Source organism: Arthrobacter sp. Z4-13 (assembly GCF_054792705.1).
In genome coordinates, this window is the sequence record NZ_CP096459.1 from 3,358,696 (window position 1) to 3,374,674 (window position 15,979).

The following is a 15,979-nucleotide window of genomic DNA, read 5'->3' on the forward strand; positions in this document are numbered from 1 at the left end:
TTCGTTTTCTTAGTCGTCACTGATGTACTCAGCGATAGTTAACGATATGTCGCTAACTATCGCTCGTCAAGATAAGAATTCATCAAATCATGACCTTCCGTCCTCTGGATCGCCGCTCGGGGGCGGCGTATCCTTTTGGCACTCTTCGAGCTTGAGGGCTGAATAATGGTGAAGGAAAAGAAGCGCAGGCGCGGCAACGGTTCTCCCTGGGGAAGGTTCCTGGGATTCATCGCGGCGAGCGCTATGTGCGGCGTGCTGGCCGCCAGCCTGGTTGTGCCGTCTGTTGCTGCCGCGGGCTACGGTGTCAGCACGTCCATTGACTTTTTTGAAGGCTTGCCGGAGGAGCTCACCGTCCGGCCGCCGTCGCAATCCACCAAGGTCCTTACCTCCGATGGCAAGACGATCGCGACGTTCTATGCCGAGAACCGCGTCAGGATCCCGCTGGACCAGATGTCCCCTTACATCAAAGACGCCGTTATTGCCATTGAGGACAGCCGGTTCTATGAACATGCAGGCCTTGACCCGCAGGGCATCCTCCGTGCTGTGGTAAGCAACCTGGCAAAGGGCGACCAGCAGGGGGCGTCTACCATCACACAGCAGTACGTCACCAACGTGCTCAATGAGGCAAAGCTGTCCCAGGAACGACCGGACGAGGTGGTCCTCAGCGGCCAGAAGGACTTCGGGGACAAGCTGCGGGAGATGAAACTGGCTGTTGCCCTGGAGAAGAAGTTCACCAAGGAACAGATCCTTGAGGGCTACCTGAACATCGTGTTCTTCAACAGCGACGCCTACGGCGTGGAAGCTGCAGCCCGCTACTTCTTCAGCACCCGCGCGAAAGACCTGAACCTTCCCCAGGCCGCACTGCTGGCTGGCTTGGTGAACAGCCCCACGTTCTATAACCCCGCCCTCAACCCGGACAAATCGGTTGTCCGCCGCAACCAGGTGCTTGGCGAGATGCTCCGCTTGGAGAAGATCACCCAGGGTGAACACGACGAGGCCGTTGCCAGCCCCATCGAGCTGAAAATCAGCCCGCAGCGGCAAGGTTGTGCCAACGCCAGCATGGCGCCGTATTTCTGCGATTACATCTCGCACCTCATACTAAACAACCCCGCGTACGGGCCCACGGAGAAGGAACGGGAGAGAAAGCTTTACCGGGGTGGCCTCACCATCACCACAACATTGGACAGCAGGCTGCAGGCCGCAGCCCAGTCACAGGTAAACGGAACCGCGGGTCGAAACCCCGACCGCTGGGGGGCCGCCCTGGTGACCGTACAGCCCGGAACCGGCAAAATCCTTGCGATGGCGCAGAACACTGTGTTCCTGCCCGAGCGGGGTAAGTTCGATACCCAACTCAACTTCAACGTGGATGCCAAGGATCCGCAGGGCAATGACCTTAACGGTGCCGGCGGGTTCCAGACCGGGTCCACGATGAAGCCGTTTACGTTTGCCGAATGGTTGAATGAGGGCAAGCGGCTCAACGCGGAGGTGGACGCGTCGAGGCGCGTCTACCCGGTAGGGTTCCCGTGGCGGTCAAGCTGCGGAAAGGTGTTGGGCGCCTACAGCACAGCCCAGAACAACCCTGAACTGGGCGCGGCAGATGACCTCCAAAATGCCGAGGGGGGCTTCTACCGGAAAATGGCGATCAACTACGGCCTCTACAACTCCATCAACACCGCTACCTTCGCTTCCGCTACACAGCTGGACTTCTGCGGCATCCAAAAGATGGTGGATGCCGTGGGCTTGCACAACGGCCACGACGGTTCCCCAATCAACATGCACCAGCTGGGCAACCTTCTGGGCGCCACCAATGTGGCACCGCTCCACATGGCGAATGCCTTTGCCACCTTCGCCAATGACGGGAAGTACTGTGCACCCATCGCCCTGCTGAAGGTTACTGACGCCGCCGGCCGGAAGCTTGCAGCGCAGCCCTCGGAATGCCGGAACGCCGTGAAGCCCAACGTTGCCCGAGGCGTGAACTCCGTGCTGCAAGACGTGATGAAGGTTGGCTCGGGTGTCTGGATCAAGCCCAAGGTCCACGACAAGGTTCCCGTGGCAGCGAAGACCGGCACTTCAAACAACAACGGAGCGACCTGGGTAGTTGGCTACACCAGAGGACTGGCCACCGCCTCCTTCTTTGGCGACGCACTGGACGGCCAGAAACGCTCCGGCCAGAAGGTCACCATCAACGGGACCTTCTACCCCCGCCTTGACGGCTACATGATCGCCGGACCGCAGTGGGCCAAATACATGGTGAAAGTGGCTCCGCTGTATCCGGCGGCCCCATTCCCAAAGCCTCCCCGGTCCATGTCGAAGCCCGGCACTCCGTCCACCCCAAGCCGGTAGCCTTTCCGCCGCTGCCGTGAATGAACGCCCCCGAATGCTGCCCAACTCTACCTATCTGGCAGGATTGGCCGGGTGAAAAGCCTCGAAACCGAGCGGCTGGTCCTCCGCCAGTGGGAGCCGGAGGACGCCGACTTTGTGCTGGACCTCTACTCGCGTTGGGAGGTACAGCGCTTTATCGGGAACCATCCACAGGTGATGAGGGACCGTGCCGAAGCCGAGGACCGCATCCACACTTGGCGGAACCTGCATCAGCAGCCAATGGCCCACCCCATCCACGCTATCTGGGCCGTCCAGCTCAAAGGCCCAGCCCGCTTCACGGGCTCCACCCAAGAAAAAGCCGCAGCCCAACCGGGGTCGCCCGCACCTCTCGTTGGGACCCTGCTCCTGAAATCCATTCCGGCGTCGGGCGGGACCCTGCCGCTCCAGCCCTCGGGCGACACGGAGATCGGCTGGCACTTCCACCCCGACCACTGGGGAAACGGCTACGCAACAGAGGCAGCCGCAGCGGCCCTCGCCTACGCTCTGGACAGCGGGCTGGAGAAAATAGTGGCAGTCACGGCCCCGGCCAACACGGCGTCGCAAAAGGTTTGCCTGCGCATCGGCATGACCCATCGCGGCCAGACCGGCAGGTACTACAACTCCACCTGCGAGCTATTTGAGGCAGCAGCACCCCGCTAGCCCGTCCCCTTCCACAGCCGGCGCCACCACGAACGGGGCATTTCCGGCTCGGGCGCGGCCTGCGGAACCTGGGAGGCGGCCCGGCGCCCGCGCCACCGCCCCACTTCCTCCTCCACGTCCCGCGTCTTCGTGATGACCGGCGGGCCGCCCTGGAGCTGGCGCCGCGCATCGATAACCCGGCGGTTAAAGTCCTGCAGGATGTCGCGGACCTGCTGCTCCGTGTAATGCGCATCGAGCTTGGCGTCCAGCTCGGCGTCCTCTGTGCGGAGCAGGATAGCCGCCGGACCCAGGCCGCTGATGTTTTCGCGCTGAATGAGGCCCTTGACCCACCAATCGGGGTCGTACGACTCCCCCAAGCCCGGAATCGGTTTGCCAGCGTACTTGAGGTTGTCGAACTTCCCGTGCGCCATCGCATCCCGGACGAGGTACTCGGCCCTGGCGGCATCGCCCACCTTCCGGCGCTTCTCCCGCTCCTTTTCGTCCAGGGCGTCGAGCGCGGCTTCCTCCGCGGCGCTGATGCCGGCTCCCCGGTAGGACCGGACTTCGGCAGCACGCTCCAGCCGCTTCCGGAAGTCCTCCGCACCGCTGCCCATTTGCTGCCACCGCCTTACCGTGGAATCATCCTTTCTTCCAGTATTCAGAAGCTTTTCGTCCGGTTCAACGCCAGCCTGAATTCCAGAATCCTGCGAGGCTTAAGCTGGACCCGGGCCGATCAAAGAGGGAGCAGTCCATGGATGCCACGGGATCAGCAGAACGGGCGGAAACCTTCAGCTGGACGGATCCCCGGGTCGGGCTGGAACACCTCGCGCGCATGTCCGGGCTGGAGTACCTCTCCGGCATGCGGGACGGGACGATTCCGCGTCCGCCCATGGCAGCCCTGATGAATCTGACCCTCGTGGCGGTGGACTCAGGGCAGGTCGAGTTCGAATGCCGGCCGGCTGAAGCTCACTACAACCCGCTGGGCCTGGTGCACGGCGGCTTGGCATGCACGCTCCTGGATACGGTTGTGGGATGCGCCGCCCACAGTACTTTGGCAGTGGGGTTCGGCTACACCTCCATTGACCTTTCGGTCAGCTACCTGCGGCCCATCACCTTGAACCATGGCATGCTTCGGGCTGAGGGCGAGGTGGTCAAGCAAGGCCAGCGCGTCATCTTTGCCGAAGGACGCATCTTCGGCCCGGCCGGCGAGCTTCTGGCCACGGCCACCAGCTCGCTGCTTGTTATTTCCGCGGGTGCTCCGACGCGGGTGCCATGAGCGGACGCCCGTAGCCGACGCCGTCCTGGACCCCCGGTTCCGCCGATGTCCCAACCCAAAGCGGACGACGGCGGGAGGTCCCGTCGTCGTCCGCCTCCACTATGGTGTTGGGCAAGTTTGCCGCTCAGGCGGTGGCGTGTTCTGAGAGGATGGCGTCGATCTGGCCGATGGCCTCCCTCATGCCTTCCTCCATGCCCATCTGGACCATCTGCTCCATCTGTTCTTCGCTCTCGAAGGTGGAGAGGATGGTCATCCTGGTGCGGTCGCCGAGGCCCTCCAGGTTGACGGACGCGCGGGTGGTCCCCATGGCCTCAACGGGCTGGCCGTCGTCATCGGCAAATCCGTCGTCGAATGCAAGCCTCTTGGGGCCGTCGACAGCGGTGAAGCGCCACCAGCCGCGGGCCTTTTCACCCTCGGGACCGGTCATGTAGTAGCTGGCCTGCCCGCCCGGGCGGAAGTCGAATTCTTCAAAGGTGGCGGGCCAGGTGGGCGGGCCCCACCAGCGTTCCAGCTGGCGCGGGTCTTCCCAGATCTGCCAGACGCGCTGGACGTCCGCATCGAATTCTGCGATCAGTGTGAAGCTCAGCGCTTCAAGATTCTTGGTGGAACTGATAACGGTCATTGCAGAACCTTTCCTTGTCCTTCAGTCAGGATGTCGGCGATCCGATCTACGCGCTGCCGCCAGATCGCCTCGTACTCATCGAGCAGCAGCCGGGCTTTCTGCAGCCCTTCATGACTACCCCGCACTATCTGCTCCCTTCCGCGTTTCTCCTTGGTGACCAGGGATGCGCGCTCCAGCACCGCTACATGCTTTTGGACTGCGGCGAAACTCATGGCGTAGAGGGCCGCGAGACCGGAGATGGTGTATTCACCCACGGTCACACGCCGGACGATGTCCCGGCGGGTGGAGTCGGCGAACGCCTGGAAAAGGCGGTCAAGTTCGGTTTCGCGGAGCTGATCTACAACCATTTGGTTGTACGATAGTCCCGCTGGCGGCAGGTGTCAATGCTTCTTCGCTTCACTGTTTTCCCCCGGGTAGGGCCTCGATCCGCAAGGTATCTTGTAGCCCATGAGCATCTTCCTGGCCGGCGCCGGACCGGACTTCGACTCCTTTCCTGACGTGTTCGAGCTCTTCGTCAAGGACATCTCCGGCCATCGCGGCCAGCCTCGGCCCGCCCGGATCGCCGTTGTGGTGCACCGCCGCGGCGGGAACCCGGAGAGTGTGCTGCAGGATTACGCCGGGCCGCTTCAGTCCCTGGCCTCCTGCGAGGTGGTACCGGTCCTGCTGGGTGCCGGCAGCCCAGCGGATCCGGCGGCTTTCGATGGCGCGGATGCCGTGGTGGTGGGCGGCGGGCTGACACCGGCGTACCTCGAAGGGCTTCAGGGCTGCGCGGGTGGCATTGCCGCAAGAGTTGCCGACGGCGCGCCCTATCTCGGGTTTTCCGCCGGCGCCATGGTTGCTCCCGGCAGGGGCATTATTGGCGGTTACCGCATTTAGGGGGGTCGAGGTGTGCGGTGAGGAGTGTTCAGAAGACCTTGACGACGTCGATGTGCGCGACGGACTCGGGCTGGTTCCCTTTGCCGTGGACGTTCACGCCGCCCAGGCAGGGACGCTGAGCAGGGCCGTGGGTGCCGTGGCGGCGGGACTGGTGGACAGGGCCGTGGCCGTGGATGAGGACACGGCAATAGTCGTGCCCGACGGACGTGAGGGGGACTTCGTGGTGATCGGCAGCGGTAACTGCTGGGATATCCGCAGGTCCGGCACAGGCTGCAGTGTTGCTGTCCTTTCGGCCGGCAAGTGAAACAGTACCGCCCGGCTGGCCCGGGGCAGGCTTAGGAGTCGAAGTGGGTCTGGACGCTGGCGCCGGACAACTGTTCGATCAGTTCGGTGGCGACGTCACGCAGCTTGCGGTTGCGGTTGCTGGAGACCTTGGTGAGAATTTCCATCGCTTCCAGCTGTGAGCACCTGTTCTGCGCCATGATCACACCGCACGCCAGATTGATGGCGGTCCGGCTTTCCATGGCTGCCTCCAGGTCCTCCGCCCGGTGCTGCGCCGACTTGATGCGGACCGACAGGTGAAGGGTACTGTGGGCGGCCGCAGCAAAGCCAAGAGCCTTGTCGTAGACATCCGGGGTGAAGACTCCGGGCTTTGACGCGAAGAAGTTCAATGCGGCGCTGGCTCCATCGGTGATCTCCAATGGGACTCCCATGGAGCTGCAGACGCCTGCCTCTGCGAATTTCCGGGCCAGCTCCGGCCACCTCCCATCCGTGGCGACGTCGTCGATAATCACAGGGGACATGTCCCGCAACGCCTTTATGCATGGGCCGTCACCGACTTCCTGCTCCAGCTGATCCAGCTCGATGGCGCGTCCGCTGCTGCCCGCGGCAGTAGAGGGCCTGCGCCTAAGCTTGACGGTGACTGCGCATTCGATCTCGTCACCGGCCGCCTCGGATACCGCCGCGGCCGCCAGCCTGGAGAGCCCGGAGAGGAATTCAACTGCATCTTCCGTACCCACCAGGATGTTCTGAAGCTGGTCCACGGGTTCGCTTTCCGATGAATTCGACATGGGCCTATCCTACGTCCCACCCGCTAAAGCAGGCGCCTGTTGATGTTTGTGAACCAGGAGGAAATCCTGCCCGGATTACCCTCAATACCCTGCAGGTCCCCGGCGAAATGAGGGCCTGCCGGCTATTCGGGCAGCTCCATCTGGAATCCGCACGGACAGTGCAGGACCTGCGTTGTGAGGTATACGTCCAAAGCGTCCACCAGGTCCTGCCCGGTAGTGGCAGGCGCATGGAGGCGGCGGAGTTCCGAGCCGGTCTTCTGCATGGGCTGCCCGCAGTGGATGTAGTGCCCGCCGAAGGCAAGCACGTCCTCCGGGCTCCGGACCCGGTTCAGGAGTGCTGCAACAGCAACAACGCTTGCCCTATGGAGGTACTGGCTCCTGCACGTCCTGCAGGAGTAACCCACTTCCACGGAACCGTTGGCAGGCGGAGTCAGCGCCACGATGGAGTGCAGGGCCAAGTGGCGGTCCGAGCCGCACTTAGTGCACCTGAGGGGACGGTCCTCAGCCCGCTCTCCCTGGACGCTGTGGTTGGGGCCCTCGGGATGGACCGACATTGTCAGGCGGCCGCGGGGTAGCTGGACAAGATGTAGTCTGCCGCCGCCGGACCGACCATCCGGAGCCTGCTGTCATGAATGTCGACGCCGGCCCGGTGCATGGCGGCGCGGAAGGTAACGTCCGGTTTCGCTTCCAGGTCGTGGAGGAAGCACCAGCTGACGTACAGGCCGTACAGGCAGTCGGCGGACATGGGGCAGTCCGTATCGAATTCTGGAACTGTGGCTTCGGCAAGAAAGGTTGAGAAATGCGAGGCAGCCATGATGGCTCTCTTTCGCTGATGTGCATCTGTCCGCCGTCTTGCTACAGCGGTTCCTCCTGATGGCCCTGCACATGGCCCGGAGGGGAAGCGCCTCAATTACGTGACGCCCGCCACTTAGAATTTACGCACTCACCGCCCTGCTGTCCAGCCGGGACCCTCCCCGCCGTCGGCCCGGGGATTCCTCGCCACCCTGAAGCCACAAAAGGTCGACGGCGGATTGGCACTCCTGCGCGGGGCCCGGAGCTATTCGTCGAAGTATGTGCGCAACCCCGGGTCCGGAGAGACGGACTCGATAACGCCCGCGGCCACGTCCCGCAGCTTGATATTGCGGCTGTTCGACGCCTTTCTCAGGATTTCCATGGCTGCGGCCTGGCTGCAGCGGTTTTGCGCCATGATGACCCCAACCGCAACATCGATGGCTGTCCTGGATTTCATTGCCGCCTCCAGGTCCTCCTTCGCGTCCTTCAACTGGGCCATGCGCAGCCCAAGCCGGAGCGTTTTGCAGGACTGCTGGCCAAACAATTCCGCCCGCGCGATGTCATCGCGGGAGAATCCGTGGACTGCTGAGGAGTAAATGTTCAAGGCAGCAGTGGAATCCCCCTCAAGTTGCAGGGGAACGCCAAGAATCGAGCGGACACCGCGGACAGACACCGCATGAACGTATTCCGGCCAACGGCGCTCAGTGGCGACGTCGCCGACGTAAACGGTCTGGCCCGTCCGCATCGCCGCAAGGCAGGGGCCTTCGCCGTGCGCGTACTGCAGCTCATCCAATACCCGCGCCCGGGGTGTACTGGAGGCCACAGTGATGGGCCTCTTCCGGCGTACCACGGTGACATTGCAATGGACATCGCCACCGGGCGGGGCCAGCAAGGACGCCGAGAAGACGGCGAATTCCTCGAAGAAGTCCTGGGCGTCAGCGGCCTGCAGGACAAGGTCCTGCAGACGGGAGACGATCCCGTCCTCCGTTGCTGCGGCGTTGGGTAGAGCGTCTGCGGTGTTGGGCAAAGCGTCCATCGGTTCCCTGCAAGTTGAGCTTCGACCGCTTGCGGTTGCCCGCGCGGCTTTTAGACGCCCACTTCCAAACGTTCCCCCAGCCTACATCGATTCAACGGGCAGCGCGGGAAGGCCTATTGGGCTGAAGTGACACACCTCAACACGGCGGCAATGCAAGGGCTATGCTGGTTAACGGAGCGGCAGGAATTTCGCTCCCGGCCCAGCAGGGGGCACCCGTCAAGGACAGCAATGTCCGGCGCAGAAGGTTAGCTACCATGCCACAACAGCAGCTCCCCCTGGATGAACTTACTCTCGCGCTCGCTCGCGTCAATAACCTGCTCCTGACCGAAGAGAAGGTTGGGCGCGCCGTTCAGTTGCTCGCCGAAGGCATCCGTGACGCTTTCCCCGGAAGTTCAGGTGCCGGCGTGTCGCTGCTGGACGAACAGGGCACCAGGATCAGTACAGGCGTCACCGACCCCGTTGTCCGGGAGGCAGACGAGGCCCAGTACGAACTCGGCCAGGGTCCGTGCCTTACCGCATGGGCCACCGAACGCACCGTGGTGATTGACGACGTCGTCACTGATGACCGCTGGCCCTTGTGGTCCCAGGCGGTAAGCACCCTCTCCATCCGGTCCGTCATCAGCGCGCCGCTGATGACCGGCACGCGGTGCCTGGGGGCGTTGAAAATTTATTCGACCGAACCCGGCGCCTATGACGCTGCCACCGCCCGGCCGCTGGAAAAACTGATCGTCCCCGCAGCTACCTTGCTGGACAACATCCAAAGCTCCGATACCCCGCAGCGCTTCACCCAGGTCCTGTCTTCGGCCCTGCACAGCCGGGACACCATCAACCGCGCCCAGGGTTTCCTGATGCACAGGCACGGCCTGGACCACGGCGCGGCCCTGCAGAAACTCCTGGAGCTGTCACGGACCGGCAGGCAACCACTTTTCAGTGTCAGCACCGACATACTCACCGGGACGAAGAACGGTCCTGATGACGAAAGCTGACCGGGGCAGGCCGGACCCCTCTGCTGGACTCGAACAGGAGCAAAGCCGCCTCCTGCGCAAAGCCCTGCACCACGCCGGCATCAAACACGGGGATCTCTGGCTGCGCTACTTCAGTATCGGAGGCACAGTAGGGGAATACGAAGTGGACGCCTACATCCAGTCGCTGATGTCCCTGCCGCCGGACCAACGCGACCTGATAGCACACGCAGCAAACGAGCTTATCGACGAATTCCCGCCGCTTCCCCGCGCACCATACCTTGAAGACCTCGCCCCGTAAAGAAGGAGCCCGTTATGCGACACGGCATGGGTCTTCCCCGGGCCACGGCCCTGGAATCGGCCGCTTTCCTGCTCGACGTTTTCCTGCCCACGGCCGCGAAGGGGCCACTCATCCGCCGGCCGAAGGTAGAGGCGGCCGCGGAACGGCTCGGACTCGATGACCGGGCAGTCCGCAGAATGGTTAAGCTCGCCAGGAAATACCCCGACGGGCCGCTCATGCTTCGCATCCCAGGGCGGCGGCAGGCCGTGGTGCTGCAGCCGGAACACCTGCATCATGTCCTGGCCAACTCGCCGGAGCCCTTCTCCCCGGCAAGCAGTGAAAAGAAGGCCGCCCTCGCGCACTTTGAACCTCGCTTCGTGCTCATTTCGGAAGGGCCGGAGAGGACCGCGCGAAGGGCGTTGCAGGAACAGGTCCTTGACGCCCACAGCCCCGTGCACAGGCTGGCAGCGCCATTCCTGCCCATCATCCGGGAAGAAGCGGACCAGCTGCTGCAACGCCCTGAGGAGGGGAGTCTGCCAGGGAGCTTTGAACTGGGATGGGATGATTTCATCCAGTCCTGGGACCGGGTGGTGCGGCGAATGGTCTTCGGGGACAACGCGCGTGAGGACCACGAGCTGACCAACATGCTCGCCAAGCTCCGGGCGAACGCGAACTGGTCCTTCCTCAAGCGGCAGGACACCGGGCTCAGGACAAAGTTCCTCAGCCGCATTGAGGACCGGATGAAAAATGCAGAACGGGGCAGCCTCGCATACGCGATCGCGAACGTGCATCCCGGCCAGCACGCTGCGCCGGTTGATCAGATCCCGCAGTGGCTGTTCGCCCTTGAAACGACAGGAATTGCCACCTTCAAAACGCTGGCACTCCTGGCCACGCATCCGGAACATGCGGCCACGGCCAGGGATGAGGTACAGCGCGACGAAACGCAACGCCAACACCTACCCTTCCTGCGCGCCTGCGTCCTGGAGTCCCTGCGGTTATGGCCCACAACGCCCGTGATCCTTCGCCAGAGCACCAGGGAAGTCCAATGGCCCGACGGCGACATGGCAACCGGCTGCGGCGTCATGATCTATGTCCCGTACTTTCACCGGGACGAAGCCCACGTCCCGCAGGCGCATTCCTTCACGCCCGGGCGGTGGCTGGACCGGAACGGCGAGGAGGGCTGGCCGCTGGTTCCCTTCAGCGCAGGTCCGGTGTTCTGTCCCGGACGTCAACTCGCGCTGATGCTCAGCAGTGCCATGCTCGCCTCCCTTATGGAAAAGAGCTCGTTCACCCTGTCCTCCCAGCATGCCCTGGACCCACAAACACGCCTTCCGGGGGCGCTAAACAATTACTCCCTGCGCTTCACCGTTACGGGCACCGAACCGGAAAGCAGCCGGGAGCAGGCTGCCTGAGCGTTCGCGACTGGCCGTGCACCCGCCGTCGTACCTCCCGCCCCAAACGGCATTGTCCTCCCTGTGGACCCCATGAAAGGGGTGGGACCTTGGCTTTATGCTGGGACTATGGCGCAACAACTTCCCCTTGACGAGCTCAGCAGTGTGATCGCCCGCATTCGAGGGCTGCTGCTGACGGAAGAAAAGGTCACCACGGCCGTCCGGCTCCTGGCCCAGGCCGCCAAGGAGTCGGTTCCGGGCACCATCGGAGCGGGCGTGTCCCTCCTGGATGCCCGGGGGCGCCGCACCAGCAGCGGCTACACGGACAAGGTTGTGGGCCAGGCCGACGCCCTGCAGTACGAATGCGGGGAAGGCCCATGCCTCACTGCCTGGGCAACAGAGGAACCTGTGCTGATGACGGACCTCAACGATGAAACCCGCTGGCCGGACTGGCGCAAGGCCGTGGCAGGACTGCCCGTGCGCTCGGTTGTCAGCGCTCCACTGATCGCGGGCAAAGAGTCCATCGGCGCCCTGAAGTTATATGCCGCCGCCCCGGATGCCTATGACGCGTCCAGCACTATCCTGCTTCAACTCTTTGCTGCCCCGGCCGCCACGCTGCTCTCCCACATCCAGGCCAGTGAGGCACCGCACAAAATGACGCAGGGCCTGCAGGCGTCCCTGCACAGCCGTGATGTTGTGAACCGGGCATGCGGTGTGCTGATGGAGCGCCTGGGGCTTGGCCACGAAGCCGCCCTGCACCGGTTGATCAAGCAGGCCCGCGACGAAAACACCGCATTGCAGCACATCAGCGAACGTGTCCTTGCCGGGACGCCGGCATACAGGGCATAGGAGCTGCCCGTGGGCTTTGATCCGAACGAACCGGAACAACGGCGAAGGCTCCGCTCCGCGCTAAAGGCCGCAGATATCCTGGTTTCTGAATTGTGGCTGAAGTATTTTGCTATGTCCGGCGACGCGGGCGAATACGAGGTGGAAGCCTATCTGCAGGGGCTGCTTTCCCTGCCACCCGTCCAGCGCGACCTGCTTGCGTTGGCCGCCAATGAGCTGATTGACGACCTCCCCCGGCCCCGCGCACCGTACTCCGATGATTTTGACGGCGGCCCTGGTTCCGGTCCAGCTGCCGGTCCAGCTTCCGGTCCCCCGGTATCAGACAGCCGGGAAGGCGGCGCCGGACGGCAGTCCGAGCCGGACCAGTAGATCGGAACGTACGGGCGTATCCAAAGGTCCCGCACCGGCGTAGTGTCGGTATCAGGAGATTTCAGGATAAACCGAGATCCAGAGGTTGAATACCCGGGTCAGCCGCGCAGAGAGCGGAGGCCGCCGGCCAGGGGCAGATGCCCACGGCAAACCCAAGGATCGAGGCCTCATGGCCCAGGACAGCAGACTTACCACTTCGGACCAGATGCAGGATTTGCTGCTGGACAGCCCTGAGTTTCCCGACTTCCTCCTGGGCCTCGCCACAATTTCTGCCTCCTTGCTTGGCTCAGACGGACAAATGACGTGCACCATCACGGTGGAGCGCGAGGGAGGCCCGGCAACGGTTGCCAGCAGCAGTGACAAGGGCCGCCGGCTGGATGAAACACAGTACGCATTCCACGACGGGCCCTGCCTTACGGCGGTGCGACAGCAGCGCTTGGTGTCGATTCCGGACCTGAGGGGCGACGAACGCTGGAGTGACTACCTGGAGGCAGCACTCCAGGAAGGGGTGCGTTCCGTCCTGGCCGTCCCCATCCCCACCGACCCCTTATCCCGTGCCGGATTGAACTGCTATGCAAGCACGGTGGGCGCCTTCACCGAGGAAACGGTGGTCCTGCTGGAGCAGCATGCAGCATCCATGTCCCGTGTCCTGCGGATCGCCCTGCGGCTGCACGGCGCGGCTGTGCATCCCGAGCATCTCCGCGCCGCGCTCAAGTCACGGGCCATGGTGGACGCCGCGGTATCCCTGATCATGCTCCAGCACCGTGGCGGGCGGGACGATGCCTTGGAGCTCCTCCAGTTGGCCGCCAAGTCCGGCAACCGGCGGGTCCATGACATCGCCAACGACATTGTCCGGGGAGCTGAAGTCCCGGCAGCCCGGCTGGACGGAGGGTAGGAACGTATATACCGATGGGGGCCGAAGGTCCTGGGCAACGGGACCGGTCCGCCGGCCTTGATCGCCATCGTAATAACGGAACTGACGGAACTAACGGAAAGGCGATCAGCCATGACGGCCCAGGATTCCACCGCCGGCGGTTTTGACGCCACGCCCCGGGAAGCCTCGCCACCGGCGTCGAATATTGAGCTGCGGCTGCAGGAACTGGCCCTGGACAGCCGGGACGTCGTCGGCTTCCTCACCGACTTGGCGGCAGTTGCCTCTTCCTGGCTGTCCTCCCCGGGCAACCGAATCCACAGCGGCGTCACGGTCCTTCGCCGCAAAAAAACCGAAGTAGTGGCCAGCAGCGACGCGGCAGCCCATGCTTTGGACGAGTTGCAGAACGGGTTCGGGGATGGACCCTGCCTGACTGCGCTTCGAGCCGCGACTACTGTCCTGGTATCCGACCTGGCCGATGAGCGCCGCTGGGCCCCCTACTTGAAGGTCGCCCGGGAGTATGGCGTCTCCTCCATCCTCGCCGTACCGCTGAACCTGTCCGGCGAGGCAGAAGCCGTCCTTAACCTTTACTCCGGCAGAAGCAATGGATTTTCAGCGGACGATGTCTCCGCCGTGGAAGCCTTCGCGAGCCAGGCTGCAAATTCCTTGCGTCTGGTGCTTCGCATCGCCCAGCTCAACGATGCCAGGACCGACCTCGGGACGGCCATGCAGTCGCGCACCGTCATCGATATGGCTGTTGGAGCGATTATGGCTGAGAACAGGTGCAGCCGGGACACTGCATTCCAAATCCTCACGAAGGCCTCCAACACCCGCAAGATCAAACTCCGGGACGCAGCGGCTTCCGTAATCGGGCCCATATCCGGCGGGCAGCAAATAGCTACCTACTTCGACGAGTAGTGCCGGCTGCCCCAATCCTGCAGGACGTGATGAGTCTCACCTGCAACAATCCCCATCCCGGTTGAGAGTCGCTCCCGCTCTGGGCACTATGGAAAAGGAGGGCGGGCGGCTCCTGAGCCAACACCCTCAACGGTCTCGTGTGCTTAGTCACATCAGCCCTGATACGGTTGCCAATCCTGAAAGCAACCTGCACCATGGAAGTACGGGAATGCGCTTTCCCACCTGCAGTCCGTCCTCACCGAAGAGGGCACGGTCCGGGCAATGAAGACTCCGGGCTGCCAACCGCATGAAATGGAAGTTGAATAATGACGTTCGATACCAATGACTCCGTAACCCTGAAGATCTGGGACAGGTCGGCCCTCCACCACACGCTGGACACGGCGGTAAGCGACCTTTCCGCGCGCCACAACACCACTACATGCCGCATCGCCGTCACCTGCAGCGGACCCAACACCTTTACGCTGAGCGTCCGTGGCGAAGAGCGCGCACTGGCTTCCGCCTAAGCCGCTAACCGCTGAGGAAAAGCGGACGACGGCGGGAGGTTCCGCCGGCGTCCGCTTTTTCACTTTCGAAACCTTCAGGCCGGGACAAAAAGACCATCCTGACGGCGTGGGTGTTTAACGCGAAGCGCCTTCGTCAGCTGTGGGTTGGTTCCTCGACCAGGGCGGTGGCGATGCTGTCCGCATCCTCCAGCGCGGCGAGGTAGCGTTCTGCGTCGAGGGCAGCGGCGCAGCCCGTGCCGGCGGCGGTGATCGCCTGCCGGTACCGGTGGTCCACCGCATCACCACACGCAAACACCCCCGAACGGTTGGTAACCGTTGTAGGTGAGTCCACCTTGATGTAGCCGTCCTCGTCCAGGTCCACCTGCCCGGTCAGCAGTTCCGTGCGCGGCACATGCCCGATCGCCACGAAGATCCCGGTCGCGGCCTGCTGCCGGGACTCCCCCGTGCGCGTGTCCGTGAGCGTCACCCCGGAGACTTTCCCGTCACCGTGGATGGCCGTGACAGCGGAGTTCCAGGCGAAGCTGATCTTCGGGTTGTCCTTGGCCCGCTGCGCCATGATCCGGGAGGCACGCAGCTCACCCTTGCGGACGACGACGGTCACGGACTTCCCGAACCGGGTCAGGAACATCGCTTCCTCCATAGCCGAATCCCCGCCGCCCACCACGATGATGTCCTGCTCCCGGAAGAAGAACCCGTCGCAGGTGGCGCACCAGGAAACCCCGTGGCCGCTGAACTTCTTCTCCTCCGGCAGGCCGAGCTCCTTGTAGGCCGAGCCGGTGGCAAGAATGACGGCCGGGGCCTCGTAGGTCCCGCCGCCGCCGGTGACCACCCGCTTGAGGTGACCGGCAAGCGCAACTTCCGTGACGTCGTCGAACACCACCTTGGCGCCGAACTTCTCCGCCTGCTCCTGCAGCCCGTCCATCAGCTCCGGCCCCTGGATGCCGCCCGGGAACCCCGGGAAGTTCTCCACCTCCGTGGTGTTCATCAGGGCACCCCCCGCGGTCACGGACCCGGCCAGCACCAACGGCGCAAGGCCCGCGCGGGCAGCGTAAATCGCGGCGGTATAACCGGCAGGGCCGGAACCGATAATGATGACTTGTTCGGTTGCGGGGGCGTTAGCGTCAATGGTCACGGCGGATTCCTTTGCTCGGGCGTTTGGGAAAAGGC

21 protein-coding genes are annotated in these 15,979 nt (G+C 63.5%); 13 read left to right on the plus strand and 8 right to left on the minus strand.

What is annotated here, in order from left to right:
- Positions 1-165: 165 nt before the first annotated feature.
- Together M1E07_RS17255 and M1E07_RS17260 are read left to right on the plus strand one after the other, a co-directional pair.
- Positions 166-2,343, plus strand: coding sequence for a transglycosylase domain-containing protein (locus tag M1E07_RS17255; protein ID WP_461187846.1), 2,178 nt, complete (start codon positions 166-168; stop codon positions 2,341-2,343).
- Between the two features lie 72 nt (positions 2,344-2,415).
- Positions 2,416-3,021 (plus strand): GNAT family N-acetyltransferase, encoded by a 606-nt coding sequence (locus M1E07_RS17260; RefSeq protein WP_461187847.1) that lies wholly within the window; start codon positions 2,416-2,418, stop codon positions 3,019-3,021.
- Here M1E07_RS17260 and M1E07_RS17265 read toward each other — a convergent pair.
- Positions 3,018-3,614 (minus strand): DnaJ family domain-containing protein, encoded by a 597-nt coding sequence (locus tag M1E07_RS17265; RefSeq protein WP_461187848.1) that lies wholly within the window; start codon positions 3,612-3,614, stop codon positions 3,018-3,020. The two genes, M1E07_RS17260 and M1E07_RS17265, sit on opposite strands and share 4 nt — an antisense overlap.
- Before the next feature lie 137 nt (positions 3,615-3,751).
- On the opposite strand from M1E07_RS17265, the gene M1E07_RS17270 reads away from it, so the two are divergent.
- A complete protein-coding gene (locus M1E07_RS17270) occupies positions 3,752-4,276 on the plus strand; it encodes a PaaI family thioesterase (protein WP_461187849.1) in 525 nt (174 codons plus the stop codon).
- Positions 4,277-4,400: 124 nt separating this feature from the next.
- On the opposite strand, the gene M1E07_RS17275 is transcribed toward M1E07_RS17270, so the two are convergent.
- Together M1E07_RS17275 and M1E07_RS17280 are read right to left on the minus strand one after the other, a co-directional pair.
- Entirely contained in the window at positions 4,401-4,898 is a 498-nt protein-coding gene (locus tag M1E07_RS17275; RefSeq protein ID WP_461187850.1) for an SRPBCC family protein, read from the minus strand.
- Complete coding sequence (locus M1E07_RS17280) at positions 4,895-5,245, minus strand: ArsR/SmtB family transcription factor (RefSeq protein ID WP_461187851.1); 351 nt, start codon at positions 5,243-5,245, stop codon at positions 4,895-4,897. Before M1E07_RS17280 ends, M1E07_RS17275 begins: the two co-directional genes overlap by 4 nt.
- 100 nt (positions 5,246-5,345) lie before the next feature.
- On the opposite strand from M1E07_RS17280, the gene M1E07_RS17285 reads away from it, so the two are divergent.
- Positions 5,346-5,774 carry a Type 1 glutamine amidotransferase-like domain-containing protein gene (locus M1E07_RS17285; RefSeq protein ID WP_461187852.1) on the plus strand — a complete coding sequence of 143 codons (429 nt, stop codon included), beginning with the start codon at positions 5,346-5,348 and terminating at the stop codon, positions 5,772-5,774.
- A 10-nt stretch (positions 5,775-5,784) separates the two neighbouring features.
- The gene (locus M1E07_RS17290) at positions 5,785-6,078 is read left to right on the plus strand and encodes a hypothetical protein (protein ID WP_461187853.1); all 294 of its coding nucleotides are present in this window, start codon (positions 5,785-5,787) and stop codon (positions 6,076-6,078) included.
- A gap of 31 nt (positions 6,079-6,109) precedes the next feature.
- On the opposite strand, the gene M1E07_RS17295 is transcribed toward M1E07_RS17290, so the two are convergent.
- The 4 genes from M1E07_RS17295 to M1E07_RS17310 form a co-directional block, all read right to left on the minus strand.
- Positions 6,110-6,844, minus strand: a complete 735-nt coding sequence (locus M1E07_RS17295) for a GAF and ANTAR domain-containing protein (protein ID WP_461187854.1) — start codon at positions 6,842-6,844, stop codon at positions 6,110-6,112.
- A gap of 122 nt (positions 6,845-6,966) precedes the next feature.
- Positions 6,967-7,398, minus strand: a complete 432-nt coding sequence (locus tag M1E07_RS17300) for a hypothetical protein (RefSeq protein WP_461187855.1) — start codon at positions 7,396-7,398, stop codon at positions 6,967-6,969.
- 2 nt (positions 7,399-7,400) lie between these two features.
- On the minus strand, positions 7,401-7,658 hold the full coding sequence (locus tag M1E07_RS17305) for a hypothetical protein (protein WP_461187856.1): 258 nt from the start codon (positions 7,656-7,658) through the stop codon (positions 7,401-7,403).
- Between the two features lie 243 nt (positions 7,659-7,901).
- Positions 7,902-8,672, minus strand: a complete 771-nt coding sequence (locus M1E07_RS17310) for a GAF and ANTAR domain-containing protein (protein ID WP_461187857.1) — start codon at positions 8,670-8,672, stop codon at positions 7,902-7,904.
- A gap of 254 nt (positions 8,673-8,926) precedes the next feature.
- Between M1E07_RS17310 and M1E07_RS17315 the strand changes: the two genes are divergently transcribed.
- From M1E07_RS17315 to M1E07_RS17350, 8 genes are all read left to right on the plus strand, one after another.
- Positions 8,927-9,658, plus strand: a complete 732-nt coding sequence (locus tag M1E07_RS17315; RefSeq protein ID WP_461187858.1) for a GAF and ANTAR domain-containing protein — start codon at positions 8,927-8,929, stop codon at positions 9,656-9,658.
- Positions 9,645-9,935, plus strand: a complete 291-nt coding sequence (locus tag M1E07_RS17320; protein ID WP_461187859.1) for a hypothetical protein — start codon at positions 9,645-9,647, stop codon at positions 9,933-9,935. The genes M1E07_RS17315 and M1E07_RS17320 overlap by 14 nt, the downstream gene beginning before the upstream one ends.
- A gap of 14 nt (positions 9,936-9,949) precedes the next feature.
- Positions 9,950-11,326, plus strand: coding sequence for a cytochrome P450 (locus tag M1E07_RS17325; protein ID WP_461187860.1), 1,377 nt, complete (start codon positions 9,950-9,952; stop codon positions 11,324-11,326).
- Between the two features lie 108 nt (positions 11,327-11,434).
- Positions 11,435-12,154, plus strand: a complete 720-nt coding sequence (locus tag M1E07_RS17330) for a GAF and ANTAR domain-containing protein (protein ID WP_461187861.1) — start codon at positions 11,435-11,437, stop codon at positions 12,152-12,154.
- A 9-nt stretch (positions 12,155-12,163) separates the two neighbouring features.
- Entirely contained in the window at positions 12,164-12,520 is a 357-nt protein-coding gene (locus tag M1E07_RS17335; protein WP_461187862.1) for a hypothetical protein, read from the plus strand.
- Positions 12,521-12,689: 169 nt separating this feature from the next.
- The gene (locus M1E07_RS17340; RefSeq protein ID WP_461187863.1) at positions 12,690-13,415 is read left to right on the plus strand and encodes a GAF and ANTAR domain-containing protein; all 726 of its coding nucleotides are present in this window, start codon (positions 12,690-12,692) and stop codon (positions 13,413-13,415) included.
- A 111-nt stretch (positions 13,416-13,526) separates the two neighbouring features.
- A complete protein-coding gene (locus M1E07_RS17345) occupies positions 13,527-14,309 on the plus strand; it encodes a GAF and ANTAR domain-containing protein (RefSeq protein WP_461187864.1) in 783 nt (260 codons plus the stop codon).
- Positions 14,310-14,614: 305 nt separating this feature from the next.
- Positions 14,615-14,812, plus strand: coding sequence for a hypothetical protein (locus tag M1E07_RS17350; protein WP_461187865.1), 198 nt, complete (start codon positions 14,615-14,617; stop codon positions 14,810-14,812).
- A gap of 133 nt (positions 14,813-14,945) precedes the next feature.
- Here M1E07_RS17350 and trxB read toward each other — a convergent pair whose 3' ends face one another.
- The gene (gene trxB / locus M1E07_RS17355; protein WP_461187866.1) at positions 14,946-15,944 is read right to left on the minus strand and encodes a thioredoxin-disulfide reductase; all 999 of its coding nucleotides are present in this window, start codon (positions 15,942-15,944) and stop codon (positions 14,946-14,948) included.
- Positions 15,945-15,979 lie beyond the last annotated feature (35 nt).